At 63.5% G+C, this 25,920-nt stretch carries 23 protein-coding genes and 2 pseudogenes; 14 read left to right on the top strand and 11 right to left on the bottom strand.

What is annotated here, in order from left to right; translation table 11 throughout:
- Positions 1-3: 3 nt before the first annotated feature.
- Positions 4-987: a lipid A biosynthesis lauroyl acyltransferase gene (locus EN845_RS24010; RefSeq protein WP_167531449.1), complete on the top strand. Its 984-nt coding sequence runs from the start codon at positions 4-6 to the stop codon at positions 985-987.
- 70 nt (positions 988-1,057) lie between these two features.
- Here EN845_RS24010 and EN845_RS24005 read toward each other — a convergent pair whose 3' ends face one another.
- Entirely contained in the window at positions 1,058-1,486 is a 429-nt protein-coding gene (locus tag EN845_RS24005) for a L,D-transpeptidase (RefSeq protein WP_127278311.1), read from the bottom strand.
- Positions 1,487-1,703: 217 nt separating this feature from the next.
- Between EN845_RS24005 and EN845_RS24000 the strand changes: the two are divergent.
- From EN845_RS24000 to EN845_RS23980, 5 genes and pseudogenes are all read left to right on the top strand, one after another.
- Positions 1,704-2,984: pseudogene (locus EN845_RS24000) on the top strand (acetylornithine deacetylase/succinyl-diaminopimelate desuccinylase family protein).
- 161 nt (positions 2,985-3,145) lie between these two features.
- Positions 3,146-4,624 carry an ABC transporter substrate-binding protein gene (locus tag EN845_RS23995; RefSeq protein ID WP_127872707.1) on the top strand — a complete coding sequence of 493 codons (1,479 nt, stop codon included), beginning with the start codon at positions 3,146-3,148 and terminating at the stop codon, positions 4,622-4,624.
- 34 nt (positions 4,625-4,658) lie between these two features.
- On the top strand, positions 4,659-5,606 hold the full coding sequence (locus tag EN845_RS23990; protein WP_127872708.1) for an ABC transporter permease: 948 nt from the start codon (positions 4,659-4,661) through the stop codon (positions 5,604-5,606).
- Entirely contained in the window at positions 5,603-6,472 is an 870-nt protein-coding gene (locus tag EN845_RS23985; RefSeq protein WP_127872709.1) for an ABC transporter permease, read from the top strand. The genes EN845_RS23990 and EN845_RS23985 overlap by 4 nt, the downstream gene beginning before the upstream one ends.
- A complete protein-coding gene (locus EN845_RS23980) occupies positions 6,469-8,091 on the top strand; it encodes a dipeptide ABC transporter ATP-binding protein (protein ID WP_127872710.1) in 1,623 nt (540 codons plus the stop codon). The genes EN845_RS23985 and EN845_RS23980 overlap by 4 nt, the downstream gene beginning before the upstream one ends.
- Before the next feature lie 97 nt (positions 8,092-8,188).
- On the opposite strand, the gene EN845_RS23975 is transcribed toward EN845_RS23980, so the two are convergent.
- On the bottom strand, positions 8,189-8,620 hold the full coding sequence (locus tag EN845_RS23975; RefSeq protein ID WP_127278305.1) for a TerB family tellurite resistance protein: 432 nt from the start codon (positions 8,618-8,620) through the stop codon (positions 8,189-8,191).
- A gap of 119 nt (positions 8,621-8,739) precedes the next feature.
- Between EN845_RS23975 and EN845_RS23970 the strand changes: the two genes are divergently transcribed.
- The 4 genes from EN845_RS23970 to EN845_RS23955 all read left to right on the top strand — a co-directional run bounded on the left by EN845_RS23970 (position 8,740) and on the right by EN845_RS23955 (position 11,173).
- Entirely contained in the window at positions 8,740-9,525 is a 786-nt protein-coding gene (locus EN845_RS23970) for a TSUP family transporter (RefSeq protein ID WP_127278304.1), read from the top strand.
- Between the two features lie 51 nt (positions 9,526-9,576).
- Positions 9,577-9,747 (top strand): hypothetical protein, encoded by a 171-nt coding sequence (locus EN845_RS23965; protein WP_127872711.1) that lies wholly within the window; start codon positions 9,577-9,579, stop codon positions 9,745-9,747.
- Between the two features lie 103 nt (positions 9,748-9,850).
- Positions 9,851-10,681, top strand: a complete 831-nt coding sequence (locus tag EN845_RS23960; protein WP_127872712.1) for an AraC family transcriptional regulator — start codon at positions 9,851-9,853, stop codon at positions 10,679-10,681.
- Between the two features lie 72 nt (positions 10,682-10,753).
- A complete protein-coding gene (locus EN845_RS23955) occupies positions 10,754-11,173 on the top strand; it encodes a VOC family protein (RefSeq protein WP_127278301.1) in 420 nt (139 codons plus the stop codon).
- Between the two features lie 3 nt (positions 11,174-11,176).
- Here the strand turns inward: EN845_RS23955 and EN845_RS23950 are convergent, their stop codons facing one another.
- Together EN845_RS23950 and EN845_RS23945 are read right to left on the bottom strand one after the other, a co-directional pair.
- Positions 11,177-12,652 carry a cobyric acid synthase gene (locus tag EN845_RS23950; RefSeq protein WP_127872713.1) on the bottom strand — a complete coding sequence of 492 codons (1,476 nt, stop codon included), beginning with the start codon at positions 12,650-12,652 and terminating at the stop codon, positions 11,177-11,179.
- Positions 12,652-13,266, bottom strand: a complete 615-nt coding sequence (locus EN845_RS23945) for a dimethylsulfonioproprionate lyase family protein (RefSeq protein ID WP_127872714.1) — start codon at positions 13,264-13,266, stop codon at positions 12,652-12,654. Before EN845_RS23945 ends, EN845_RS23950 begins: the two co-directional genes overlap by 1 nt.
- A 136-nt stretch (positions 13,267-13,402) precedes the next feature.
- Here EN845_RS23945 and EN845_RS23940 point away from each other — a divergent pair, with 136 nt between their 5' ends.
- Entirely contained in the window at positions 13,403-14,569 is a 1,167-nt protein-coding gene (locus EN845_RS23940; RefSeq protein WP_127872715.1) for an isobutyryl-CoA dehydrogenase, read from the top strand.
- Between the two features lie 27 nt (positions 14,570-14,596).
- Positions 14,597-15,481, top strand: coding sequence for a 3-hydroxyisobutyrate dehydrogenase (gene mmsB, locus EN845_RS23935; protein ID WP_127872716.1), 885 nt, complete (start codon positions 14,597-14,599; stop codon positions 15,479-15,481).
- Positions 15,482-15,762: 281 nt separating this feature from the next.
- Here mmsB and EN845_RS23930 read toward each other — a convergent pair whose 3' ends face one another.
- The 4 genes from EN845_RS23930 to EN845_RS23910 form a co-directional block, all read right to left on the bottom strand.
- Positions 15,763-16,407, bottom strand: a complete 645-nt coding sequence (locus EN845_RS23930; RefSeq protein WP_127872717.1) for a cytochrome c oxidase assembly factor Coa1 family protein — start codon at positions 16,405-16,407, stop codon at positions 15,763-15,765.
- Positions 16,408-16,512: 105 nt separating this feature from the next.
- Positions 16,513-16,878, bottom strand: a complete 366-nt coding sequence (locus EN845_RS23925; protein ID WP_127872732.1) for a hypothetical protein — start codon at positions 16,876-16,878, stop codon at positions 16,513-16,515.
- Positions 16,879-17,001: 123 nt separating this feature from the next.
- Entirely contained in the window at positions 17,002-18,381 is a 1,380-nt protein-coding gene (locus EN845_RS23920; RefSeq protein WP_127872718.1) for an aspartate aminotransferase family protein, read from the bottom strand.
- A gap of 245 nt (positions 18,382-18,626) precedes the next feature.
- The gene (locus tag EN845_RS23910; protein ID WP_127872719.1) at positions 18,627-20,702 is read right to left on the bottom strand and encodes a prolyl oligopeptidase family protein; all 2,076 of its coding nucleotides are present in this window, start codon (positions 20,700-20,702) and stop codon (positions 18,627-18,629) included.
- Between the two features lie 179 nt (positions 20,703-20,881).
- On the opposite strand from EN845_RS23910, the gene EN845_RS23905 reads away from it, so the two are divergent.
- Entirely contained in the window at positions 20,882-21,376 is a 495-nt protein-coding gene (locus tag EN845_RS23905; RefSeq protein ID WP_245511791.1) for a hypothetical protein, read from the top strand.
- A gap of 24 nt (positions 21,377-21,400) precedes the next feature.
- On the opposite strand, the gene EN845_RS23900 is transcribed toward EN845_RS23905, so the two are convergent.
- Together EN845_RS23900 and EN845_RS23895 are read right to left on the bottom strand one after the other, a co-directional pair.
- A complete protein-coding gene (locus EN845_RS23900; RefSeq protein WP_127872733.1) occupies positions 21,401-22,561 on the bottom strand; it encodes an MFS transporter in 1,161 nt (386 codons plus the stop codon).
- 96 nt (positions 22,562-22,657) lie between these two features.
- Entirely contained in the window at positions 22,658-23,833 is a 1,176-nt protein-coding gene (locus EN845_RS23895) for an MFS transporter (protein ID WP_127872721.1), read from the bottom strand.
- 256 nt (positions 23,834-24,089) lie between these two features.
- Here EN845_RS23895 and EN845_RS23890 point away from each other — a divergent pair, with 256 nt between their 5' ends.
- Positions 24,090-25,667, top strand: coding sequence for a trimethylamine methyltransferase family protein (locus tag EN845_RS23890; RefSeq protein WP_127872722.1), 1,578 nt, complete (start codon positions 24,090-24,092; stop codon positions 25,665-25,667).
- Positions 25,668-25,817: 150 nt separating this feature from the next.
- Here the strand turns inward: EN845_RS23890 and EN845_RS36790 are convergent.
- Positions 25,818-25,920: pseudogene (locus EN845_RS36790) on the bottom strand (IS110 family transposase); the annotation flags it as partial.

Genomic DNA, 25,920 nt, shown 5'->3' with positions numbered 1-25,920 from the left:
TCCGTGCTCAAGAAGCTTCGCCGGGATCTGAAATTTCGCTATGGCAGGCAACTGCGCCAGGTGAATTACTGGCTTGTCGCGCGGGCCGCGATGATCATCATGTCGCTGCTGCGCCTGCTGCCGGTGGACAGCGCGCTGAATTTTGCCGACCGCGTCGCTCGCCTCATCGGTCCGAGGGTCGGACGCCACCAGGTCGCCCTCGACAATCTGCGCAAGGCCTATCCGGAAAAGAGTGATGGCGAAATCCAGGCCATCGCCTCCGACATGTGGGGCAACATGGCCCGCCTTGCCGCCGAATACATCTTCCTCGACGCCCTGTTCGACTATGATCCCGCCGCCGGCAAGCCCGGCCGCGTCGAGGTCAAGGGAACGGAGCATTTCGTCGAGATCGCGGCCGAGAAGCAGCCGCACATCGTCTTCACCGGCCATCTCGGCAATTTCGAGCTGCTGCCGGTGGCGGCCGCGACCTTCGGCATGAACATCACGGCGCTGTTTCGCCCGCCCAACAACCCCTACCTCGCCGACTACATCCTTTCGACAAGGCGCTCGACCATGGGCGGCTTGCTGCCGTCGATGGCCGGAGCCTCGTTCGCGCTGGCCGGGGTGTTGGAGAATGGCGGCAATATCGGCGTTCTCGTCGACCAGAAATTCTCCAACGGCCTGGACACGACCTTCTTCGGCCGTCCCTGCCAGAGCAACCGCGTGCTCGGCACCCTTGCCCGTCACTATGACTGCGATGTCTACCCGGCGCGCTGCGTCAGGTTGCCGGGCAACCGCTTCCGGCTCGAGATCGAGGACAAGCTGGTCTTGCCGCGCACCGCCGACGGCAGCGTCGACGTCCACGCCACCACCCAGATGCTGAACGACGTCGTCGAGCGCTGGGTCCGCGAGGACCCCGGCCAGTGGATGTGGTTCCACAAAAGGTGGGAGATCAGCAACTGGCGGCGAAAAAAGCGCACCAAGGTGGCTCCCGTCGCAAACGGCTGAGCGAGCCGCCGGCGGGAACGTGTGTTCCTCCGCCGACAGACAAAGCCAATATCAGCGAATCGCCAACCGCCTAGTTCGTGACGACAATGCGCGTATTGCCGAATCCGACTTCGCGCACCATCGAATAGAAGGCCGCGGCATTGGCCGTATGCAGCCTTACGCAGCCATGCGAAGCTGGGCGGCCGAGTTGCCTGACGGCGCCTGTTCCATGGATGGCATAACCACCATGGAAGAACACGGAATAAGGCATCGGCGACATTTCGTACTTGCGCGAATACCACATCCGCGCCGTGCGCTGCGGCCGGTAGGTGCCGCGTGGCGTGAAATAGCCCGGACGGGCGGTCGACACGGCCCACCGATAGACCGAATCACCATAGCGGACCGTCATTGTCTGCGACGACACGTCGATATTCGCCACCAACGTGGCCGCCTCGCTCGCGACCGATGCGCCAAACAGCGCGACGGCCAGCACCGTTGCCTTAAGGAACGACATTTTCATGCGATCAAACCCCTTTGATTGCCCCTTGCCTGCCCGCCATCACGTTATTTTTCACCTTTTTAATGGCAGTGAACAGATAGCACACACTCCTTGACCAATTCGCCAATCCAATGCAGCGAATTTGAACGATTTCCCGCGATAGTTGCCGCCAGGACACGTTGCACCGATTTGGTCGACGGGCTTGCAAAACCGTGGGGTTCGCTGCTCAACTCGTGGCATGAACGAGAGACTCCTCAAGGCAATCGACAGCAAGCGCGACGAGTTGGTGGCGCTGACCGCCGACCTGATCCGCTTTCCGACCATCAATCCACCCGGCGAAGCCTACAGGCCATGCGCCGACTATATTGGTGCGCGGCTAAGGAAACGCGGCTTCGAAACCGAGTTCATCCGCGCCGAAGGCACGCCCGGCGACACCGATCGCTATCCGCGCGTCAATGTCGTTGCTCGTTTCGATGGCCGGTCACCGGGCGCCTGCGTCCACTTCAATTCGCATATCGACGTGGTCGAGGCCGGCGAAGGCTGGACGGTGGATCCCTTTGCCGGCGTCATCAAGGACGGCAAGGTCTATGGCCGAGGCGCCTGCGACATGAAGGGCGGCCTGGCTGCCTCCATCATCGCCGTCGAGGCTTTCATGGAAGTCTTCCCCGACTTTCCCGGTGCCATCTAGATCTCGGGCACGGTCGACGAGGAGTCCGGCGGCTTTGGTGGCGTCGCCCATCTCGCCGGGCTCGGCTATTTCTCGAAGCCCAGGGTCGACCACGTCATCATCCCCGAGCCCTTGAACAAGGACCGCATCTGCCTTGGCCATCGCGGCGTCTGGTGGGCGGAGATCGAGACCAAGGGCGAGATCGCGCACGGCTCGATGCCGTTTCTCGGCGACAATGCGGTGCGCCATATGGGCGCCGTCCTCAGGGCATTCGAGGACGAATTGTTCCCCGCACTCGACCGCAAGATCACGCGCATGCCGGTAGTACCGGAGGGCGCCAGGCGCTCGACCATGAACATCAACTCCATCCATGGCGGCCAGACCGAGGATTTCCGGCCCGGCCTGCCCTCGCCCAACGTGCCCGATTCCTGTCGTTTGACCATCGACCGCCGCTTCCTGCTCGAGGAGGATCTCGCCACGGTCAAAAGCGAAGTGACCGGCATTCTCGACCGGCTGAAGCGGGAGCGCAAAAAATTCGACTACGAGATACGCGACCTGATGGAAGTGCTGCCGCTGATGACCGAGCGCGACGCGCCCGTGGTCAAGGCGGTGGCGCAAGGCATTCATGCCATCTTCGACCGCGAGCCCGACTATGTCATATCCCCCGGCACCTACGATCAGAAGCATATTGCCCGCATCGGCCACATCTATGACTGCATCGCCTACGGACCCGGCATTCTCGACCTCGCCCACCGGCCGGACGAATGGGTCGGCATATCGGACATGGTGGAATCGGCCAAGGTGATGGCGATCGGACTCAACGTGCTGCTGCGTGGCACCGCCACGGGATAACCCTCCATCGCGACAAGCTTCGACCTTCCTACACGGCTGGCACGGCAAAAACATTCTCGGCCATCCTGCCTGACAGCACGAAACGCAATTTACTCCCGCGCGAAATCACGCTTCTATCGCCCGGTTTGAGCACGTGTCCTGAACGCATGGGGAGTTGCACGATGAGACTGTGGAAAACCATTCTGGCCGCGGCGGTCCTTGCGCTAGCCGCTGGAAGCCAGGCCTTTGCGGCCCGGACCGACCTGGTCATCGGCATTCCGCTCGAACCTCCGCACCTCGATCCGACCGCGGGCGCCGCGGCGGCGATCAAGGAAGTGCTCTACGCCAATGTCTTCGAGGGCCTGACCCGGATTGGGCCCAATGGCGAGGTGCTGCCGGATCTGGCCGAGAACTGGACCATTTCCGATGACGGCAAGGTCTACACCTTCAAGCTGCACACCGGAGTCAAATTCCATGACGGCGCCGATTTCAGCGCCGACGACGTGAAATTCTCGCTCGACCGGGCCCGCGCCGACAATTCGGTGAATGCGCAGAAGGGCCTGTTCGCGGCCATCGACAAGGTTGACGTCATCGATCCGGCAACGGTCAAGGTCACGCTGAAGAACCCGCAAGGATCCTTCCTCTACAATATGGGCTGGGGTGACGCGGTGATGGTGTCGCCAAAGTCAGCCGACACCAACAAGGAAAAGCCGATCGGCACCGGCCCGTTCAAATTCCAGAACTGGGCCAAGGGATCGTCGATCACCCTGGTAAAGGCGGACGGCTACTGGGGCGCTCCGGTGTTCCTCGACAAGGTCGAGTTCCGCATCGTGCCGGATGCCGCGGCCTATGTGCCGGCCCTGCTGTCCGGCGACATCCAGGCCTTCCCCTTCTTCGACCCCGACAGTCTCGCACAGGTCAAGGACGATCCGCGTTTCAAGGTGGTGATCGGCTCGACCGAAGGCGAGACCATCCTGTCCATCAATAACAAGAAGCCGCCTTTCGACAAGCTGCAGGTCAGGCAGGCGATCTCCTACGCGCTCGACCGCAAGGCGATCATCGACGGCGCCTCGGCCGGTCTTGGCCTGCCGATCGGCTCGCACATGTCGCCGGCCAACAAGGACTATGTCGACCTCACCGGCCTCTATCCGCACAATGTCGACAAGGCCAAGGAACTGTTGAAGGAGGCCGGGTTGGAGAACGGCTTCAAGGCGACGCTGAAACTGCCGCCGCCCAGCTATGCCAGGCTCGGCGGCGAGATCATCGCCTCGCAACTTCGCGACGTCGGCATCAATCTCGAGATCATCCCTGTCGAATGGGCGCAGTGGCTGGACCAGGTGTTCACCAAGAAGGATTACGACCTGACCATCGTCTCGCACACCGAGCCCAACGACATCGATATCTATTCGCGCAAGGACTACTACTTCAACTACGACAATCCGACCTTCGACAAGGTGATCGCCGACCTCAACCTCACCTCCGACGAGGCCAAGCGCAAGGAACTGCTTGGCGAGGCACAGAAGATCCTGGCCGACGACGCCGTGGTCGGTTTCCTCTATGAATTGCCCAAGGTCGGTGTCTGGGACGCCAAATTGCACGGCCTGTGGGAAAACGCGCCGATCCAGGCCAATGATCTCACCAAGGTGAAGTGGAGCGAATGAGGTCTGTGGTGCGAGCGCCGCTCCTTCGCCTCCCATGACCGCCTACCTCCTCAAGCGCCTCGCCATCGCCCTTGCCACGCTGGTGCTCGCCTCGATGGTGGTCTTCGCCGTGCTGGAAATCCTCCCCGGCGACCCTGCGCGGCTGATGCTGGGCATGAACGCCAGCGCCGACCAGGTGGAACTGCTGCGCAACCAGATGGGCCTCAACGCGCCGCTCGTCCTGCGCTATTTGCACTGGGCCGGCAGCCTGCTCAGCCTCGATTTCGGCCGCTCCTATACCTATTCGGTGCCGGTCATCGATCTTGTGCGTGAGCGGCTCGCCGTCTCGTTGCCGCTGGCGCTGATCGCGCTTGCGCTCTCCACCATCATCGCCGTTCCGGTCGGGCTTTATTCCGCCAGCCGGCGCGGACGGGCCGGCGACACGATTTCAATGGGCGTGGCGCAGCTTGGCGTCGCCGTGCCCAATTTCTGGTTCGCGCTGATGCTGATCTATGTCTTTGCCGTCTGGCTGCGGCTGGTCCCGGCCGGTGGTTTTCCGGGCTGGTCTGCCGGCGCCTGGCCGGCGCTGAAATCGCTGCTGTTGCCGGCGGTGGCGCTTGCCCTACCGCAGGCCGCTATCCTGGCGCGCGTCACCCGCTCGGCGCTGATCGAGGTGCTGAACGAGGACTATATCCGCACCGCCCGCGCCAAGGGTCTGCCCTATCGGGCCGTGCTGTGGCGGCACGCACTGCGCAACGCGATGATCCCGGTGCTGACCATCCTTGGCCTGCAATTCGCCTTCCTGCTCGCCGGCACCATCATCATCGAGAATGTCTTCTACTTGCCCGGGCTCGGCCGGCTGGTGTTCCAGGCGATCACCCAGCGCGACCTGATCGTCGTCGAAAGCGTCGTCATGCTGCTGGTCGCAGCCGTCATTGCCGTCAACCTCGTCGTCGACCTTTCCTATGCGGTGGTCGACCCGCGCCTGAGAAGCCGGCAATGACGCTGCGCATCGACATCCCCGAGGAGACGTTCCGCAGCATCCTGGCCAAGGCGTTTGGAAATACCGCCTTCGTCACCGGCTTCGCCATCACCGTGCTGATCCTAGCGATGGCTTTGATCTCTTACGTCTGGACACCCTACGATGTGACCAAGCTGGTCATAGCCGACAAGACGCAAGGCCCCTCGCTGACCCATTGGTTCGGCACCGACCATTTCGGCCGCGACATCCTGTCGATGATCATGGTCGGCGCCCGCAACTCGATTGCCGTGGCGCTGGTCGCGGTCGGCATCGGCATGGGTGTCGGCGTGCCGCTCGGCACCTTTGCCGCCGCGCGCGGCGGCCTCGTCGACGAGGCGCTGATGCGCGTCAACGACCTCGTCTTCGCCTTCCCGGCGCTGCTCTCGGCGATCATGATCACCGCCATTTTCGGGCCCGGCGCCGTCAACGCCATCATCGCCATCGGCATCTTCAACATCCCGGTCTTTGCCCGCGTCGCCCGCGCCGGCGCGCTTGCCGTCTGGCCGCGCGAATTCATCCTCGCCGCGCGCGCCGCCGGCAAGAGCCGCACGCAGATATCGATCGAACATGTGCTGCCCAACATTGCCACGCTGCTCCTGGTGCAAGGCACCATCCAGTTCGCGCTGGGCATCCTGGCCGAAGCGGGGCTTTCCTATCTCGGCCTCGGCGCGCAGCCGCCAATGCCGAGCTGGGGCCGCATGCTGTTCGACGCCCAGACGCGCATGGTGGTGGCACCGTGGATGGCGATCTTCCCCGGCATGGCGATCGTCGTCACCGTGCTCGGCCTGAACCTTTTGGGCGACGGCATCGCCGATATTCTCGACCCGAAATCGCGGCGGCAGCGATGAGCCTGCTGGAGATCGAAAACCTATCGTTGACCATCGGCGACACGCCGATCCTGAAGGAGATCGAGCTCTCCGTCGCGCCCGGCGAGATCATGGGATTGGTCGGCGAATCCGGCTCCGGCAAATCGATGACCGCGCTGACGGTGATGCGGCTCCTGCCCCATGCCGCTCGCGCCACCGGGCGCGTCACATTCGACGGCATCGATATCCTCGCGGCAACCGAGGACCAGATGTGCGCCCTGCGCGGCGACGACATCGGCATGGTGTTCCAGGAGCCGATGACGGCGCTCAATCCTGTCAAGACGATCGGCGAACAGGTCGCCGAAGGCATACGCTGGCACACCAGGGCAAGCCGAGCCGACGCAGAGGAGCGGGCGCGAAAAATGCTCGACCGCGTCGGGCTGCCTTCGGCAAAGTTCCCGCTGTCGCGCTATCCGCACGAATTGTCCGGCGGCCAGCGCCAGCGCGTCGTCATCGCCATTGCCTGCGCGCTGAAGCCGAAGCTCTTGATCGCCGACGAGCCGACGACGGCGCTCGACGTGGTGCTGCAGGCGCAGATCCTCGACCTCCTGCGCGACCTCGTCGCGGAAAACCGCATGGGCCTGCTGCTGATCTCGCATGATCTCGCCGTCGTGACCGAGATGGCCGACCGGATCACCATCCTACGCCATGGCGAGGTGATGGAGGCCGGCGACACGGCGCGCACGCTCTCCGGTCAGCTGCATCCCTATACGCGCCAACTGGCGCAGGCCTCGATGCATGTTCCGGCGCGCGCCAAACCTCATCTCGTCGGGACGGACCAACCCCTGCTGCAGGTCGAAGGCATCACCCGCGACTATCCCGGCCGCCGGACTTCGCTGTTCAGGCGCGCGCCTGCCATCCGCGCGGTCGACGACGTCTCCCTGTCGATGGCGCCGGGCCAGTCGGTGGCGCTGGTCGGCCGCTCCGGCTGCGGCAAGTCGACCCTTGCCCGCATGATCCTGGCGCTGGACCGGCCGAGTTCGGGCGCGATCCGCTTTCGCGGCGAAGCCATCACCGGCAAGAGCGAAGCCGAGTTGAAGCCCGCCAGGCGCGATATGCAGGTCGTCTTCCAGGACCCCTACGGCTCCTTCGATCCGCGCCAGAAGGTCGAAAAACTGGTCGCCGAGCCCCTGCATGTCCTGGAGAAAAAACCGACGCGCGCCGAAAGCCGGGAGATGGTGGCGCATGCGCTGCACGAGGTCGGCCTCGACCAGCGTGACATGGATAAATACCCGCACGAATTTTCGGGCGGCCAACGCCAGCGCCTGTCGATCGCCCGCGCCATCATCACCCGCCCAAAACTGGTGGTCGCCGACGAGCCAGTCTCGGCACTCGATGTCTCGATCCGCGCGCAGATCCTGGACCTTTTCGCCGGACTCAACCAGAAACTCGGCATCGCCTATCTCTTCATCACCCATGATTTGACCGTCGCCCGCGCCATCACGGACGAAGTGCTGGTCATGCATGAGGGCAAGATCGTCGAGCGGGGCAAGACGAACGACGTGCTCGACCATCCGCAATCCGAGGCCGCCAGGGCGCTGGTAGCGGCGGCGCCGGATCTGCACCGCGCAATCGCCAAGCGGATGCAGGAACAGGGGTGAGCGACCGGTTCTCGATGCAAATCCATCGTGCCAGTGGCACGATGGAAGGCCGCGAACGCTGGGGAGATGCAGCAGGCCCGGCCGGGACCTCCGCCCCCTACTCTTCCGGCTTCACCACGTCGACCGGGCTGATGTCGAGCAAATCGAGCGTGCGGCGCAGCAGCCGCACCTCGCTCTCGGCCAGTTGCGAATCCGCCTTGGCGATCTCCGCCATGTGCTGCGCCAATTGCTTGCGGCGTTCGACGTCGAGGTCGCGGAACAGCGCGATCGCTTGCGAGCCGTTGGTCTCGTAGCCGAATTCGTTGAGATATTCGATGACGCTGTCGATGCTGGTTTCCGGAATGCCGAAAGCCCCCTTGCAGATGCGCCGGAAGGCAACCATCTCGCTCTCGCTCACCGTGCCGTCGGCCAGGATCATGCGGAACAGCATCAGCAGTTCCGCCGACAGGACGGGATCGTCCGCGACCTTGCGCACGCCCGGGTCGCCGTCGAAGATCGAGCGTATCTGGTCCAGCAACGCGAATGCCATGAACGGCCCCCTTTCCGATTCCTCTTTGATAGAATTAGCGCGGAATCGGCCTTGCGCAAACGGGGTGGTCGTGGTCGAACGCGCGCTATCTCAGCCGACCGGACATCTCGACACATCAGATGATCGACCTCACCGCCCAGTCCATCGCCATCCTCGCCTTCGCGGCTTTCGCCGCGGGCTTTGTCGATTCGATTGCCGGCGGCGGCGGATTGATCACCATCCCCGCACTGCTGCTTGCCGGTTTTTCACCGGTCGAGGCGCTTGGAACCAACAAGCTGCAAGGCATGTTCGGCTCGGGGTCGGCGACCATCCACTATGCCTCGAAAGGTCATGTCGACCTGCGCCGGCAATTGCCATCGGCGCTGCTGGCACTTGCCGGCGGCGCCATCGGCGCATTACTGGCCACGATCGTGCCCGGGGACCTGTTGCGCGCGGCCTTGCCGCTGGTGCTGATTGCCATCGCGCTATACTTCGCCCTCAAGCCCAACATGAACGATGTCGACCGGGCCGAGCGCCTGTCGCCCTTCCTGTTCGGCGTGACCCTGGTGCCGGCCATCGGCTTCTATGACGGCGTGTTCGGGCCGGGCGCCGGTTCCTTCTACATGCTGGCCTTCGTCGCCCTTGCCGGCTACGGCGTGCTCAAGGCGACAGCGCACACCAAACTGCTCAATTTCGCTTCCAACATTGGCGGCTTCATCGTCTTTGCCGCTGTCGGCGTCATCTCCTGGAAGATCGGCCTGATGATGGGCGTTGCCCAGTTCCTCGGCGCCCGGCTTGGTGCCAGCCTTGCCATGCGCATCGGCGCCAGGTTGATCAAGCCGCTGCTGGTGGTCGTCTGCGTGGCTCTGGCGGTGAAGCTGCTGGCCGATCCGGCCAACCCGCTGCGTGTCATGATTGGTGTGTGATCACGCGCCTGTTACAATATCGCTGTTCGAATCATGTTGCGGGAGCCAGACATGAATCTCAGCGCGCCTACCCAGATTGTTTTCATCATTTCCCTGGTCATCGCCATCATCGGCATTCTCGCCGCGCTTGGCGTTCTTGCGTTCATACCTCTTGCATCGGTGTGGATCGTGCTTGTCGCCTACATCGTGCTCGCTGTCGGCTGCCTGATGCGCGGCGCCTGACAAGTTTCCCTCGACAAGTGGGGACCGAGAGCGCCCGGCCAAAGCCGGGCGTTTTTGATTCTGATGCGGCCTCTGCTAAATTCGCTTGGCGGAAGGATGGCCGATGCCAATCGAGATGCAGCGCCCGAAAGAACAGGATCGCTCCATATCGGGGCTGTTCGAAATGCGCCGGCGGCTTCCCGCCGCCGCGCTTGACGGCGTTGTCACCGACATCTGCGGCTATCGCGAAACAGCTGCCGGCCATTTCCGCAATGTCGAATACGCGTCGCTGACGGTGCCGCTGGTGATCAGCTTCGCCGAGCCGTTCGCCATCGGCCTCGGCAAGGCGCCTGATGACAATGACCGCTTCGCCAGTTTCGCCGCCGGCCTTTTCGCCGGTCCGGTGATGATCGAATCCTTCGGCGGCGCCTGCTGCATCCAGGTGAATTTCACCCCTCTTGGCGCACGCCGCTTCTTCCGCCTGCCGATGAGCGAATTGACTGACAACATGGTCGTACTCGACGACGTGCTTGGCGCGGAGGGCGCGGCCCTGCGCGAACGGCTGGGCAACACGCCTGACTGGACGGCACGTTTCGATCTTGCCGAGGCCTTCGTCGCCGCACGTCTCGAGAGCGCCGCCGAAACACCGCTCGAAATCGCCTGGGCCTATGACCGCATCATCACATCAGGCGGCCGGACCCGGATCGCATCGCTTGCCGAACAGTTGGGCTGGAGCCGCAAACATCTCGCCGACAAATTCTCCGACGCGACCGGCATCGGCCCCAAGACGCTGTCGCGCATCGTCCGCTTCAACCGGGCGCTCCGCCTGTCGAGCGAGCCGACCGCCGACTGGGCGGATGTCGCCGCCGATTGCGGCTATGCCGACCAGGCGCATCTGGTGCGCGAATTCCGCGAGCTCGCCGGTGAGACACCAACGGCACTTTCGGTCAGGTAACATTTCTTCAAGACGCAGGAACGGCCCTTGGCCAGAGTGAGGCATAGACCGATCCAGATGAAGGAGGTTCCGATGCCCACCACCACTGAAGCACCCCGGCTCTACCCTGCCCTGCGCTACAAGAATGCGGCGGGGATGATCGACTGGCTGGGCGAAGCCTTCGGTTTCAGTGTCCGTGCCCGCTATGGCGAAGGCGATGTCGTGCACCATGCCGAACTGGTCTTAGGCTCCTCGATGATCATGCTGGGCACGGTGCGCGACGACGACTACGGCAAGATGGTCGGCGAACCCGGTTCAGGCGGCGGCAAGTCGATCTATATCGCCGTCGACGATGCCGACGCCGCCTACGCCAAAGCCAGGAAGGCCGGCGCGACGATCATCCAGGAACTGACGAACCGCGATTATGGCAGCCGCGAATTCATCTGCCGCGACCCTGAAGGCAATGTCTGGTCGTTCGGCACCTACTGGCCGAAGGCCGGTGAGAAGGCCTGACCTTCAACGTGCCAATGAAAAAATCGCATCACAGTCGAGATGGGTTTCCAGCTCGGCGGCGACCTCGTCCAGCGCGCGCTCGACCTCGGCTCGGTAATCTATGCCACCGCTCCTGACACCCAGGCTTTCGAGGAATTTCCCGCGAAAGCCGTCGGCGCCGAACAGGCCATGCATATACGTGCCGATCACCTTGCCATCGGCCGAGATCGCGCCGTCCTCGGCGCCATTGATGATCGCCGACGGCCGCCTGGTGTCCGGGCCCGTCGTGCGGCCGAGATGGATTTCGTAACCCTCGAGCGGCAGGTCGAACGGCACCGAGCGGGCGCTGACATTGCGCACCGTCTTTTCCGGCTCCATCACCGTCTCGACATCGAGCAGGCCGAGGCCCACGGCTTCGGTGACGTTGCCTTCGATACCGTCGGGATCGCGCACCATGCGGCCGAGCATCTGGAAACCGCCGCAAATGCCGACGACATGACCGCCGCGCTTGCGGTGCGCCGCGAGATCCCGGTCCCAGCCGTTCTCGCGAAATTTCAGGAGGTCGCCGATCGTCGACTTGGAGCCGGGAATGACCACCAGCCCGGCATCGACCGGCAGCTTCTTTCCCGGCGGCACGAACACCACTTCGACCTGCGGTTCGGCCTTGAGCGGGTCGAGATCGTCGAAATTGGCGATGCGGCCAAGCATCGGCACCGCCACTTTCAATTCGCGCGCCTCGCCGGACGCCAGCCGCTCCAGCACCACGGAATCCTCCGAGGGCAGCCGCGCCGCCGCCTTGAGCCACGGCACGACGCCAAAACAGCGCCATCCGGTGAATTTCCCGATCGCCTTCAAGCCATCATCGAACAGCGAGACGTCTCCCCGGAACTTGTTGATGAGGTAACCGGCGATCATGCGCCGGTCCTCTTCCGGCAGGATCAGATGCGTGCCGGCGATCGAGGCGATGACGCCGCCGCGATCAATGTCCCCGACCAGCACCACCGGTACATCGGCCCGTGTGGCAAAACCCATATTGGCGATGTCGCGGCTTCTGAGGTTGATTTCGGCTGGCGAACCGGCACCCTCGACAATGACCAGATCGGCGCCCGCGCCGACCTTTCCCCAGGACTCCAGCACGGCATCCATCAGCCGGCCCTTCAGCGCCTGATAGTCGCGAGCCCTCGCCTCGCCGAACACCTTGCCCTGGACGATGACCTGGGCGCCGACATCGGTCTGCGGCTTGAGCAGCACCGGGTTCATATGGACCGACGGCGCAACCCCGCAAGCGATCGCCTGCAGCCATTGCGCGCGGCCGATCTCGCCGCCGCCATGGTTGTTGTCGCCGGGAACATCGGCGACGGCGGCGTTGTTCGACATGTTCTGCGGCTTGAACGGCCGCACTTTCAGGCCGCGATTCCTGGCGGCACGGCATAGCCCGGCGACAAGCACCGTCTTGCCGACATCCGAGCCCGTGCCTTGCAGCATGATTGCCCTGGCCATCAGCTCCTGTCCTGCATCGAGGTTCCGGTGATCGTGGATTTCTGCGCCAGCGGCCCGCCGCGCCAGATATAAAGCGCCAGCAGCGGCTCCTTGCCGGTACGCATGGCGTGGTTGACGTTGGAAACATGGTGGACGACCTCGCCGGCCTCCCGCTTGCGAAAGCCGCCCTCGCCCATGCGCCACTCGGTGCCGCCGGTCAGCGGAATATAGATCTCCTCGGCGACGTGATGATGGTCGGGATAGACGATCCCGGGTCCGAGCATCAGCAGGCCTGCGGCGACCTCGTCGTTGGCGAAATGGCCGCGCGTGCCGAACATTTCCAGCCAGCCGTAATTGTCGATGAAGGCCTTGCCGAAATCAGCCTCGGTATAGGTCTGCCCCCAATGCAATTCGTTGCGCCGCTCGGCCAGCAATCGCACCAGGGGTTTCGCATCCGGCGGTGCCAGTTCGGCGGCGCGGTCGAGATGGCGCAGGCAGCCAAGCGGACGCGGCTCCAAATCGCGGGCCGGCATATCCCAGCCGATACGCGCCACGGCGTCGCGCACCAGGGCATCATCGACGGAAGCAAGATAGGCGTGGAACTGTCCCAACAGCTCATCGAATTTTGTCGTCACATCTTGCTCCGGACATGCATTGGTGCACAGCCGCTCCGCGGCGGCTCGGGTTGCGCGGCGGCATCATTGGTCTAGATTGGTGCGCGCGCAAAGCCAAAAACGACAGGCCAGCAGGTCAGACATCAGGGAGCACGCCATGGACGCCGCGGTCGATGCGAGCACCAGCCAGTTCGAACTCACCGAGGAACAGCGCGCCATCCAGGAGATGGCGCAGGCCTTCGCCGCCGATCGCGTCGCGCCGAACGCACTCGACTGGGACCGCAGGAAACACTTCCCCGCCGACGTGATCCGCGAGACAGGGCCGCTCGGCCTCGGCGGCATCTACATCAGGGATGATGTCGGGGGATCGGCTCTCGGACGCCTCGACGCAGTGCTGATCTTCGAGGCGCTGTCGCACGCGGATCCGGCCTTTTCGTCCTTCATCTCTATCCACAACATGGTGGCATCGATGATCGACCGTTTCGGCAATGAGGAGCAGCGACAGCGCTTCCTGCCGAAGCTCACCTCGATGGAATGGCTGGCGAGCTACTGCCTGACCGAGCCGGGTTCCGGTTCCGATGCCGCCGCCCTGAAGACGCGCGCGGTGAAGAGCGGCGGCGACTATGTGCTCAACGGCGCAAAGCAGTTCATCTCCGGCGCCGGCGACAGCGATGTCTATGCCGTCATGGTGCGCACCGGCGCCGATGGCCCGAAAGGCATCTCCACCATCGTCGTGCCCAAGGATGCGCCAGGCCTGTCGTTCGGGGCCAACGAGCACAAGATGGGCTGGCACATGCAGTCGACCCGCCAGGTCATCTTCGAGGACTGCAAGGTGCCGGCCGAGAACCTCCTGTCGGGCGAAGGCGCCGGTTTCGGCATCGCCATGGCCGGGCTCGACGGCGGCCGGCTGAACATCGCCGCCTGTTCGCTGGGCGGCGCGCAGTCGGCGCTCGACAAGGCGCTGGCCTACACGGCTGAGCGCAAGGCCTTCGGCTCGAAAATCAACCAGTTCCAGGCGCTGCAGTTCAGGCTGGCCGACATGGAGACCGAATTGCAGGCAGCGCGCATCTTCCTCTATGCGGCGGCCTCGAAGCTCGACCGCAAGGCGCCGGACGCCGGTAAATGGTCGGCGATGGCAAAGCGCTTCGTCACCGACAGCGGCTTCAACGTCGCCAACGATGCGCTGCAACTGCTCGGCGGTTATGGCTATCTGCATGATTACGGCATCGAGAAGCTGGTCCGCGACCTGCGCGTCCACCAGATTCTGGAAGGCACCAACGAGATCATGCGCGTCATCATCGCGCGGGCGCTGATAGGACGCTGAAGCCAGCAAACTCCGGGAGTGAGACAAATGACGACGATCGCCTTTATCGGCCTCGGTAACATGGGAAATCCGATGGCCGCTAACCTGGTCAGGGCCGGGCACGTGGTGAGCGGGTTCGACCTCGTGCCGGAAAACCTCACGGTCGCCAAAGAACATGGCATCACAATCATGGCCAACGCCGTTGCCGCCGTGAAGGATGCCGATGTCGTCATCACCATGCTGCCTGCCGGCAAGCACGTGCTGTCGGTCTATGAGGATATCGCCCCCAAGGCGAAGAAAAATGCCTTGTTCATCGATTCCTCGACCATCGACGTGGAATCGGCGCGCAAGGCGCATGCAATCGCCGCCAAACACGGCCTGCTGTCGATCGATGCGCCGGTCTCCGGTGGCACCGGCGGGGCGACAGCCGGCACGTTGACCTTCATGGCCGGCGGTTCCGACGATGCCTTCGCCGCCGCCGAGCCGATCCTGAAGCCGATGGCCGGGCGCATCGTCCATTGCGGCGGTGACGGCGCCGGCCAGGCCGCCAAGATCTGCAACAACATGATCCTCGGCATTTCGATGATCGGCGTTGCCGAGGCCTTCGTGCTGGCGGAGAAACTCGGCCTGTCGCATCAGGCGCTGTTCGACGTCGCCTCGACCTCGTCGGGCCAATGCTGGTCTCTGACCACCTATTGCCCGGTGCCCGGCCCGGTGCCCACTTCGCCCGCCAACAGGGATTACAAGCCGGGATTTGCCGCGGCTCTCATGCTGAAAGACCTGAAATTGTCCCAGGAAGCAGCGCTTGGCGCGGGCGCCGTGACACCGCTCGGCGCCGAGGCGGCGCAGCTCTATGCGCTGTTCAACGCCCAGGGCCATGGCGGCGCCGATTTTTCCGGCATAATTAATTTTCTGCGCGGCAACCCGGCCTAAACAGCGGATTCGATAGACTTTTCCCGGGTCTTTGCGGAGAAAGACCCGCAAATTTAGATTTGCTTAAGCTCTCGATAACTCTGCGGTAACGATGTCCCTATAAAACGGATTGCGAGGCGGACATATCGCATCCGCCCGGCGCTCCGGATCAGGTCTCGCGTACCGGAGCCCGTAAGTTTCGCAAGTGTCTTCGTAGCGAAACGCCATGCGTATCTGGCAAAGCCGCGTTCCCGATGGGGCGCGGTTTTTGCATTTCAGGCCCCTTTCCTATCCACGATCATCTATATTCCGATCGCCGCACCCGGGATCGGCACGTGATCTTCATTGGTCAGCACGATCGGTGCATCGACGCCGTCGACACGGACGACGAGCAGCCGCGTACTCCATGTGCCTGCATTGCGAACGAGATGCGAAAACACCGTGCCCTTGCCCTTGGCGCCGTGGACGGGAATGCTGAACTGGGCGTCGCCCGCGCCATTCGCATTGACGTTGAGATGACCGCCGACCCAGAAATTATCGGCCACATCGTCGCCGATCGTGGCCTTCACCCGGGTGTCGGCACGGACCGCGTCCATGGTCATCCGGTAGGCGTCGCTGCCCTTGAGCACGAAAGGGATGCTGCCGACCATCGTCGCACAGCCGCCGATGCTGACCACCCAGACGGCAAGGCCGGCAATCGCCCAGTTGCGCTGCGTCTTGCGGAACTGCTCGGCGTCGCGCCAGGCCCGGTTCCGCCAGGCCCAGCGGCTGCCGCGGGCGCCGAGCACGAAGATCATGATGAGGTTGACGACGGGGATCAGCGCCAGCAGCGCGATGAAGGTACTGTTGCCGATGCCCCAAATCCAGTTCAGGAAGAAGGCGCCCCAGTTCCAGCGGTCGAGTTCGGCTGGAATTTCAGCCGGCTGGTTGAGCGGTTGTCCGGCCATTGCTTCCCCCTCAGTAACTGTACCGGCTGGTTCTAGCCCATGATCTGGACGATGCGCAAAATCAAAGTTCCGCGCACCCCATTCGCGCTGAGCAGGCAGGCCGGATCAGGTCTTTGTGGAAAGCCGGCGAAAATTCGCCTTCACCGCTCGGCTGGCGGGCTTCAGCGCGGCGCTGATTGATCGTTCCGCCGCAATGCCATTGAGCAGCGACGGAGTAAGGCCGGAAAGGATTTCGGGCCAGAAACGGGTCGCCGATTGCAGCAGGGACATTTGCGCCGCGAAGACGCCTTCAGCCAGTGCAACCGTCTTCTCGTTGACGGCCCGCGCGGTTTCGGTTCCCCACGGCTGGCCGCTTCCGGCGTCCATTGCCATGAGAGGCAGGCGCATCATCGCCACCATCGGCGCCAGCATGAGATCGCTGCCGATCGTGACCGCTTCTCGGCGGCGCCGGCTCCTGCCACTCCTGCTCATGAACACAATCCCCATAGGGCAGCCGCTGCGCTGCGCCATCAACTACGCGCGGTAGCAATATTCGTTCCGCCCGCGACGATATTTTGAGGCAGGCGTCCGATTGATGGGCGCCTGCCTCGTTTCTTAGCGCTTGCGCAGGTCGGCCTGCGCCAGGTCGAGCGCCTTGCCGATGCGCTCGCAGGCCATGTCGATCGTGTCGCGGGTCCAGATCAGGGGCGGCGACAGGATCATCGTGTCGCCGGTGGCGCGCAGCATCATGCCGTTGGCGATCGCGTGGTCGCGCACAACAACCGCGGCACTTCCCGACGGCAGGAAGCGCTCCTTCGTCGCCTTGTCCTTGACGATCTCGATCGCCCCCATCAGGCCGATCGAACGCACCTCGCCGACCAGATCATGCCCGGCGACGCGCTCCTGCAGCGCCTTGGCGAAATAGGGTCCGGTGTCGTTCCTGACGCGGTCGACCAGGCCTTCCCTCTCGATGATCTCGAGGTTCTTCAGCGCCACGGCGCAGGCCACGGGGTGCCCCGAATAGGTGTAGCCATGGTTGAACTCGCCACCCTTCTCGACCAGCGTCGAGGCAATGCGATCGCCCACCAGCAGCGCCGAGAGCGGCTGATAGCCCGATGTCAGCGCCTTGGCCGTGGTGATGGTGTCCGGTTCGATGCCGAAGGTCTGGGCCGCGAACCACTCGCCTGTGCGGCCATAGCCGGTGATGACCTCGTCCAGCATCAACAGCACATCGTATTTGCGGCAGATGCGCTGCACTTCGGGCCAGTAGCTTGCCGGCGGGATCTTGACGCCGCCCGCGCCCATCACCGGCTCGCCGATGAACGCCGCGACCTTCTCGGCGCCGGCCTCCAGGATGGCATCCTCGACCGATTTGGCCGCGCGCAGGCCGAAATCATGGTCGCTTTCGCCAGGCAGAGCCAGCTCATAGGCATAGGGCATCATCACATGGACGATGTTGGGCACCGCGCCGTTGAGCTGCTTGTGCATGGCATCCATGCCGCCGAGCGAGGTGCCGGCGATGGTCGAGCCGTGATAGGCCATCTTGCGCGAGATGACGCGGTTCTTCTCCGGCTTGCCTTCCAGCACCCAATAGTGGCGCACAAGGCGCAAGGCGGTGTCGTTGGCCTCCGAACCAGACGAGCCATAGAACACCTGGTTGACGTTTTTCGGCGCGATCTCGGCCAGCTTCTTCGACAACAGCACCGGCGTTGGCGTCGAGCATTTGAAGAAGGAATTGTAATAAGGCAGTTCCTTCATCTGCGCATAGGCGGCCTCGGCCAACTCGTCCCGGCCGTAGCCGATATTGACGCACCACAGGCCGGCCATGCCATCCAGCAGTTCCGTCCCTTCGGAATCGTAGATGAACGGACCATTGGCGTGAGTGATGACGCGCGCGCCTGCCTCGCGAAGCTCCTTATGGTCGGTGAAGGGATGCAGGTGATGCGCGGCGTCGATCTGCTGAAGCTGCTTCAGCGAATAGTTCTGATAGGTCATTGATTTGATCTTTCCTCTGAAATCATTCCGGCGGCGCCGGGGCGAATTCGTCAGAGGACGGCAGGAGGCGAATAACCGATACGGGCGCACAGCCGCAAAAGCTCGGCGCGCAGCGTGCGCGATGACGGTGTCACCGCGACCCGAAACGCACGAGCTGATAGTCTAGCGAGAGCCATGAAGGTACCTTAGAGCAAAGGGCGGTCGAGGTGAACCACCCTTTGCTCAAGTGGTGCCATGGAATGAGATCAGGCTTCGCCGCTCAGCGCCCGCTGCAGAAACACATACTTCATCGCCGTCTGCGCCGCCTGCGGCCGGCGGTCGCCGCGCCCGCCATGTCCGCCTTCGGTCTCCTCGAAGAACAGCGTTTTGCCATGTCCGGCCTCCAGCAGGCGGGCCGCCATCTTGCGCGCGTGGCCGGGGTGGACCCGGTCGTCGGCGGTCGAGGTGGTCAAGAGTACCGGCGGATAGGCGGCATCCGCCTTGACATGTTGATAGGGCGAATAGGCCGAAAGCCACTGGGCGTCTTCCGGCTTTGACGGATCGCCATATTCGGCCATCCACGAAGCGCCCGGCGGCAATTCGGTGTAGCGCAGCATGTCGAGCAGCGGCACCTCGATGATGACGGCGCCGAAAAGCTCGGGATGCTGTGTCAGGGAAGCGCCGGTCAGCAGGCCGCCGTTGGAGCCGCCCTGAATGCCGAGCGATTGGGCCGTCGCAATACCGCGCCTGACGACATCCTCGGCTACCGCGGCAAAGTCGTCGAAGCCGTTCTGGCGCTTGCCTTTCAGCGCCGCCTGGTGCCAGCCAGGCCCGAATTCGCCACCGCCACGAATGCAGGCCTGCACATAGGCATTGCCCTTCTCCAGCCACAGCCTGCCGCGCACGCCGGCATAACCGGGCAACAGCGGCACTTCGAAGCCGCCATAGCCATAGAGCAGCGTCGGCACCGGCCCGTTCTGGTCCCGCCGCCTGACGACGAAGTAAGGGATCATCGTGCCGTCCTTCGATCGTGCCTCGAACTGCTCCGCGATCAGCGGCGATGCGTCGAAACGGGCCGGCTGTGACTTCACGGTGGCCAGCGTCTCGCCATCGTCATCCGACCAGATGATCGAGCTTGGCGTGAGGAAATCGGTGAAGGAAAAGGACACGGTGGAGCCGAAATGCTCTGCATGGCTGATGCCGACAGTGCCGTTTTCAGGCAGCGCGACGGGCTTCAGCGACCAGGCGCCATCCTTGCGCTCGCAGACGATAACTTTGCCGCGGACATTGTCCATCAGGTTGATGAACAGGCGGTCCTGCGTTCTGGCGAGCCCGGCAATCGAGACGCGATGCGCCGGCGCCAGCAAGGTCTCGATGGCGCCAAAACCGCCAGTTTCGATCCAATACGCGAAGTCGAGCGAATAAAGCCCGTCCGGCTGGCATGCGGTGCCGTCCGGCGCCGTCCACGGAGTGCGCACCCCGAACACCAGCTGATCCCTGAAGAGCGCGGTGTCGGTAACGTCGTCGGGCAGCGGGATGCGGCGGTTCTCGCCCGAAGGGAGGCGCAGGAAACTGTGCGATGCGAAGAAGTTGAGTGTCCGCGCCAGAAACAGATGGCGCTTCTCGCCGTCGAACTCGACGCCGGCGCCAACGGCGAGATCCTCGGTCTTTCCCTCGAAGATCGGGGTTGCCTCTTCCAGCCTGGTGCCGCGCTTCCAGAGCTTGACCACGCGCGGATATCCGGACTCTGTCTTGTCGGCCTCTTCGAACGCGGCCGAGACGATGACCGTGTCCTCGTCCAGCCAGCCGAAGCCCGATTTCGAGGCCGGCGCCTGAAAACCGCTTTCGACAAAGGACTTGGCCGCGATGTCGAACTCGCGCATCACGCTGGCATCACCGCCATCGGGCGACACCGAGACCAGGCAGCGGTTGAAATCGGGGTAGAGCCTGACAGCGCCGCCGAACACCCACTTTATCCCCTCCTTCGCCGCCAATTGGTCGAAGTCGATGATCGTTTCCCATTCGGGCTTGTCGGTCTTGTAGGAAGCGACTGTCGTGCGCCGCCACAGGCCGAGCGCGTTGGTCTTGTCCTGCCAGAAATTGTAGACATGGCCCGCGATTGCCGCGCCGACCGCGATATTGTCCTCGGCCGTCATCAGGTCGAGCGCCGTCTGGAACGACGCCTGATAGGACGGATCGCCCTGCAATTGCGCCACCGTCACCTCATTCTGCTGGTGAACCCAGTCGAGCGACTGTTTGCTTGTCCTGTCCTCCAGCCAGAGAAAGGGATCTTGCGCCTCGTCAACTGGCCCTGGCTGCCTTTGGGCGATCGAATTGGTCATGTGGGTCTCCGAAAAATTTATCAGGCTCGGTGCCACAAACATCGGCATGACGCTACCGACATTCAACGGGAACAGGTAAAACGGTTCGCGGACGCGACAGCTGTTCAGAGCAGGCAGCCGACATGCAACATCTTTACATCGCAACCGAGAAGTTCAGCCGATTCCACGGAAGCGGGTGGATGGAATACATCGAGTGGTCGGGCCTCACCCAGTTGACCGAAGTCGTTACGCTCGACGGGATGCTTTGCCCGGTTGCGCTCCCGCAGATCAAGGAGAGCTACTGGCCTCACATCGTCAATGAAGACAACATGCTCGATTTCTTTGTCGACCTGGACTTCCTGCTCTCGGAATTGGGCGATCCCAGCAACTTCAACATCCTCGGCGTCATCCGAAGGCCTCCGGCAGACGCACGATCGCTTGGTTGGGACGGGTTCACCTTCATGGGCTATGACTTGATGGATCAGGCTGTCGGCGTCAGCGCATTGACCAATTGCGGTGGCTTCCCGGACGTGTTTGCAAATGCAGAGCTGTCCAGGGTCGGGCTGATCGATGACTTCGATCGAGCCGTGGAAATTCGGGATTCGCTGCGCAGGATGCATCTGGAAGAACGCCATGCCGACTGTGATCTCTGGGCCATTTTCAGGCGGACGAGCAAACCGGGACCAGGGATTTGAGCATCCCGATACCCCGATGCATGCCTACACAACCCGTCTTCGAACAAGCGTCGCCAGCGCCAGCGTGGCGCAGATCGCGCCAAGCGTGAACGGCAGGCCACTCGCGCCGAGCACATCCATCACGCCGCCGGTAAGCGGCGGGACCAGAATGCCGCCGACGCCCCACATCAGGGAGAATGCCGCATTGCCGGCAACCAGCGCCGAGCCGGCAAAGCGCTCGCCGAGCTCGATGATCGACATCGTGTAGATGCCGTAGGACACCGCGCCCCAGACGAAGACGCAGGGCCAGATCAGCGGCGTTTCGATCAGCAGCGGCAGCAGCACACAGCCGCCCAGCGTCAGCAAGACGCAGATGAAGCGTACCAGGCGGGCCGTCAGCCGCTCGGCCAGCAGGCCAAGCGGCACCTGCATGGCAATGTTGCCGGCAATCATGACCGACAGCAGCGCCGACATGCGAGCCTCCGCGATGCCATGATGGGTGCCATAGACAGGCAGCAGCGCCAGCACCGCCTGCTCGAAGCCTGCGGCCACCACCACCGCCGACAGAAGCAGCCAGGCAAGCGGCATGAAACCCATCACCGAGACCCGATGCCCGGCCTCGTCGACCCTGGGCAGCTGCGGCAGAACCGACACCAGGCAAAAGCCGCAGAGCACGAAGGCGCCAATCCCGACAAGGAATGGCGGCCAGCCTTCCGTACCGACGGCAAGCAGGCAAAGCGGGCCGGTCGCGAAGCCGGCGGAAATGATCGTCGAATAGAGACCCATGATGCGGCCGCGCCGGGCCGGCGGTGCCAGCGCGATCACCCAGATTTCACTGAGTACATAGAGAGGGTTGGTCACCACGCCGATCAGGAAGCGCAGCGGAAACCAGAGATAGACGTTCTGCGTCCAGCCGATCGACGCCAGCACGACAGCCGAGAGTGCGGCACAGGTGAGCGCCGTGCGCCCTGCCCCGAACCGGCGCGCCAGGCCAGGTATCAGCGGCGATGACAGGATGAAGCCGACAGGAGTCATTGCCGCCGACAGGCCGATCATCGCAGGCGAGATGCCCTGGCGCTGCAGGATGAAGCTCAGAAGCGGATAGGACAGGCCCTGAGCGATGGCGAACACGGACACGGTTGCGATCACACCGGTGATCGCCGCCCACTGCATCGTCTCGTCGCTTCTGGTGTCCACCAAATCCATCATCCACAATACGGTCGCGGTTTCAGCCTTAGCGGTTCGGCCCGACGGCTGTAACCCCCGCGGCCCGAACGGACGCTCGGCTCCAGCCAAACCCTGTCAGTGGCTTCTGCGGCTGGCCGATCTATAGAGAGCGAAGGCGACCAGCAAAGCGTCCAGGCCAATGATCACGGTCGGCAATCCCAGCGGCCCGATCGCCTGCATCAGCAGGCCGGCGCCTGGCGGACCAACGATGCCGCCAACGCCCCACAACAAGGCGAATGCCGCATTGCCGGTGACCAGCAGCGAGCCCCTGAAGCGGCTGCCGAGTTCGACCAGCGCCATCGTGTAGACGCCGTAGCCGACCGCCCCCATCACCAGAAGCACGCCCCAGATCATGGGCGTGGTGATCAGCAGCGGCAGCAGGACAGCACAAGTGGTCGTCGCCACCGCACAGGCCAGGATCATCGGCCGGCCGCCGAAGCGTTCGGCGAGCAGGCCAAGCGGTATCTGCAGCAGGATGTTGCCAAGCGACAGCGCCATCACCAAAGCAGCCAGCACGGCCTCGGGCAGGCCATAGCCGGCGCCGAAGACCGGGACCAGCGCATAGGTGCTCTGCTGGACGGCGGCCGAGACCAGCACGGCCAGAAGCAGCGCCGGCGCCAGCCGGGCAAAACCGAAAAAACTCCCTGCCGGCTGGCCGTCATCCTCGAACCCGGCGAGCTTCGAGGAGACGAGACGCAGGATGACCGCGCAAAGTACAAAGCCGCCAATGCCGACGCTGAAAGGCGCCCACCCCTCTATGCCGACAAAGGTCAGGGTGAACGGACCCGCCGAATAGCCGGCTCCCATCAGCGTGTTGAACACGCCCATGACGCGCCCGCGTCGCGACGGCGGCGCCAGCGACAGCGCCCACACCTCGCCGAGGATGTAGAGCGGGTTGATGACCACGCCGATGATGAAGCGGATGACGTACCAGGCCACCCAGTTCTGCAGATAGCCGATCCCGAGAAAGCACAGTGCGCCGATCAGCGAGCATCCGACCGCCAGGTTTCGCGCACCGACCAGCCGAACCGCCGCCGGCACGAAGGAAGCTGAAAGGATCAGCCCGAGCGGCATCATGGCCGCCGACAGTCCAATCAATCCCGGCGACATGCCTTGCTTCTGCATCAGGAGCGTGAACAGCGGCGAGCTCAGTCCTTGCGCCGCTCCAAACATGGCCAATGCGGCGGTGACGCCGGCGAGCGCTGCCCACTGCGTTCCCGCTTCGCCTTCGCTCGAGCCGGTTGCGGCCATGCTGTCATTCCATGTGAGGCGCCGGCTGCCCTCCCCGCCGACAGGCCTCACCAGCTACTGGTTCGATCCGGGGAAAGAAAGGACCGCCGAGGAAAACCCGTTTGCGCCAAGGGATGAATGATCGGGCGAATGCGGCGGCCGCGCAACTGCCGTTCGGGCATGTCGCTTCCCTCGCCCTAGTGGTCGCCGCCTCCGCAATGGCCGGACGGGCGCCGGTCCATTATGCCGCCCGTTATCGCATCCTACGAGGACCATCATGACCGCCGCCCTACAACCCTCAGAACCGGCTTTGGCACCCGACCGTGCCCGCCGTGGCGGTCGCGCCGGAAAGCGTGCCGGTGGCTCGGCCGCGTTCGAGCAGCCTGCTTTCCGCCAGCTGAAAAATCCACTGACGCCGACCAAGCTGGTTTCCGAGGATGAGCTGGAATCGATCCACCTCGCCTCCCTGCGCGTGCTCAGGGAAATCGGTGTCGATGTCCTGCACGACGAAGCCCGCCGCATCATGAAGGCGCATGGCGCCGATGTCCGCGAGGGCTCTGAGCGGGTACGCTTCGACAGCGACATGATCCTCGATCTGGTGTCGAACTGCCCGTCCGAATTCACCATCCATGCCCGCAATCCCGCGCACAATGTGCGCTTCGGCGGCGACAATCTCATCATTTCGATGATGGCCTCGGCACCCAATTGCTCCGACATCGATCGTGGCCGCCGGCCGGGCAACCAGCAGGATTATCGCAATTTCCTGCGGCTGGCCCAGATGCACAACATCCTGAACTGCACGGGCGGCTATCCGGTCGAGCCGACCGATATCCACCCGTCGGTCCGCCACCTCGAATGCATCCGCGACCTCGCAACGCTGACCGACAAGGTGTTCCACATCTATTCGCTCGGCAAGGAGCGCAATGTCGACGGCATCGAGATCACCCGCATCGCGCGCGGCATCAGCCACGAGCAATTGCTCGCGGAGCCGTCCGTCTTCACCATCATCAACACCAATTCACCGCTCAAGCTCGACGTGCCGATGATGGAAGGCATCATCCAGATGTCGAGCAAGGGCCAGGTCGTCATCGTCACGCCGTTCACCCTGTCGGGCGCCATGGCGCCCGTCACCATTGCCGGCGCGCTGGTGCAGCAGAATGCCGAGGCGCTGTCGGGCATTGCCTTCGCCCAGATGGTGCGCAAGGGCGCGCCGGTCGGCTATGGCGGCTTCACCTCCAATGTCGACATGAAATCCGGGTCACCGGCCTTCGGCACGCCCGAATACATGAAGGCGCAACTCGTCGGTGGCCAGCTTGCCCGCCGCTACAACATTCCCTACCGCACCTCCAACACCTGCGCGGCCAACACGGTCGACGCGCAGGCAGCCTATGAAAGCGTGTTCTCGCTTTGGGGCGCCATTCAGGGCGGCGGCAATCTGATGATGCACGCCGCCGGCTGGCTCGAGGGCGGCCTGCGCTGTTCCTACGAGAAGACCATTCTGGACATCGACCTGTTGCAGATGGTGGCAGAATTCCTGACCCCGCTCGACCTCTCCGAAGAGGCGCTCGGCTTCGACGCCATCCAGTCGGTAGGCCCCGGCGGCCACTTCTTCGGCACCCAGCACACGCAGGACCGCTACAAGACCGCCTTCTATTCGCCCATCCTGTCCGACTGGCGCAATTTCGAGACCTGGGCCGAAGCCGGCTCCCCGACAGCGCTGGAAAAGGCCAACAAGGTCTGGAAGGAGCGGCTGGCGTCCTATGAGGAGCCTTACATGGACCCGGCGATCCGCGAGGAGCTCAACGCCTTCGTCCAGAAGCGCACCGCCGAAGGCGGCGCACCGACCGATTTTTGATCTATGTTGCTGATGAACCGTCGACCCCCACTCCGTCGAGCTTCGCTCGACACCTCTCCCCCGATCGACGGGGGAGAGGAAAGGCGCGAGCTTATGCCGGCTGGCTCCCTTCCTCTCCCTCCGGAGGGGGGAGAGCGACTATCTGGGGTGTCAAGTTGCATTTGCGAATTCGCTTCTCGCGTCGCGTGCTTTTGCGTTGAGGATGACGAGAAGTTTTCTGGCGAGTGCGATGCGGATGAGCATTTTGGGCTTT

It is taken from the genome of Mesorhizobium sp. M8A.F.Ca.ET.202.01.1.1 (assembly GCF_004791595.1).
Taxonomy (GTDB): Bacteria; Pseudomonadota; Alphaproteobacteria; order Rhizobiales; family Rhizobiaceae; genus Mesorhizobium.
This window is presented reverse-complemented; position numbering and strand designations above follow the sequence as displayed.

Coding starts and splice junctions, on each gene's coding strand:
- mmsB (WP_127872716.1), top strand. CDS start 14,597: ATGACGACGATCGCCTTTATCGGCCTCGGTAACATGGGAAATCCGATG.
- EN845_RS23950 (WP_127872713.1), bottom strand. CDS start 12,652: ATGGCCAGGGCAATCATGCTGCAAGGCACGGGCTCGGATGTCGGCAAG.
- EN845_RS23975 (WP_127278305.1), bottom strand. CDS start 8,620: ATGGCATTCGCGTTGCTGGACCAGATACGCTCGATCTTCGACGGCGAC.
- EN845_RS24005 (WP_127278311.1), bottom strand. CDS start 1,486: ATGAAAATGTCGTTCCTTAAGGCAACGGTGCTGGCCGTCGCGCTGTTT.
- EN845_RS23910 (WP_127872719.1), bottom strand. CDS start 20,702: ATGACCAATTCGATCGCCCAAAGGCAGCCAGGGCCAGTTGACGAGGCG.
- EN845_RS23930 (WP_127872717.1), bottom strand. CDS start 16,407: ATGGCCGGACAACCGCTCAACCAGCCGGCTGAAATTCCAGCCGAACTC.
- EN845_RS23940 (WP_127872715.1), top strand. CDS start 13,403: ATGGACGCCGCGGTCGATGCGAGCACCAGCCAGTTCGAACTCACCGAG.
- EN845_RS23900 (WP_127872733.1), bottom strand. CDS start 22,561: ATGGATTTGGTGGACACCAGAAGCGACGAGACGATGCAGTGGGCGGCG.
- EN845_RS23980 (WP_127872710.1), top strand. CDS start 6,469: ATGAGCCTGCTGGAGATCGAAAACCTATCGTTGACCATCGGCGACACG.
- EN845_RS23925 (WP_127872732.1), bottom strand. CDS start 16,878: ATGAGCAGGAGTGGCAGGAGCCGGCGCCGCCGAGAAGCGGTCACGATC.
- EN845_RS23890 (WP_127872722.1), top strand. CDS start 24,090: ATGACCGCCGCCCTACAACCCTCAGAACCGGCTTTGGCACCCGACCGT.
- EN845_RS23995 (WP_127872707.1), top strand. CDS start 3,146: ATGAGACTGTGGAAAACCATTCTGGCCGCGGCGGTCCTTGCGCTAGCC.
- EN845_RS23990 (WP_127872708.1), top strand. CDS start 4,659: ATGACCGCCTACCTCCTCAAGCGCCTCGCCATCGCCCTTGCCACGCTG.
- EN845_RS23985 (WP_127872709.1), top strand. CDS start 5,603: ATGACGCTGCGCATCGACATCCCCGAGGAGACGTTCCGCAGCATCCTG.
- EN845_RS23960 (WP_127872712.1), top strand. CDS start 9,851: ATGCCAATCGAGATGCAGCGCCCGAAAGAACAGGATCGCTCCATATCG.
- EN845_RS23920 (WP_127872718.1), bottom strand. CDS start 18,381: ATGACCTATCAGAACTATTCGCTGAAGCAGCTTCAGCAGATCGACGCC.
- EN845_RS23965 (WP_127872711.1), top strand. CDS start 9,577: ATGAATCTCAGCGCGCCTACCCAGATTGTTTTCATCATTTCCCTGGTC.
- EN845_RS23905 (WP_245511791.1), top strand. CDS start 20,882: ATGGAATACATCGAGTGGTCGGGCCTCACCCAGTTGACCGAAGTCGTT.
- EN845_RS23895 (WP_127872721.1), bottom strand. CDS start 23,833: ATGGCCGCAACCGGCTCGAGCGAAGGCGAAGCGGGAACGCAGTGGGCA.
- EN845_RS23970 (WP_127278304.1), top strand. CDS start 8,740: ATGATCGACCTCACCGCCCAGTCCATCGCCATCCTCGCCTTCGCGGCT.
- EN845_RS23955 (WP_127278301.1), top strand. CDS start 10,754: ATGCCCACCACCACTGAAGCACCCCGGCTCTACCCTGCCCTGCGCTAC.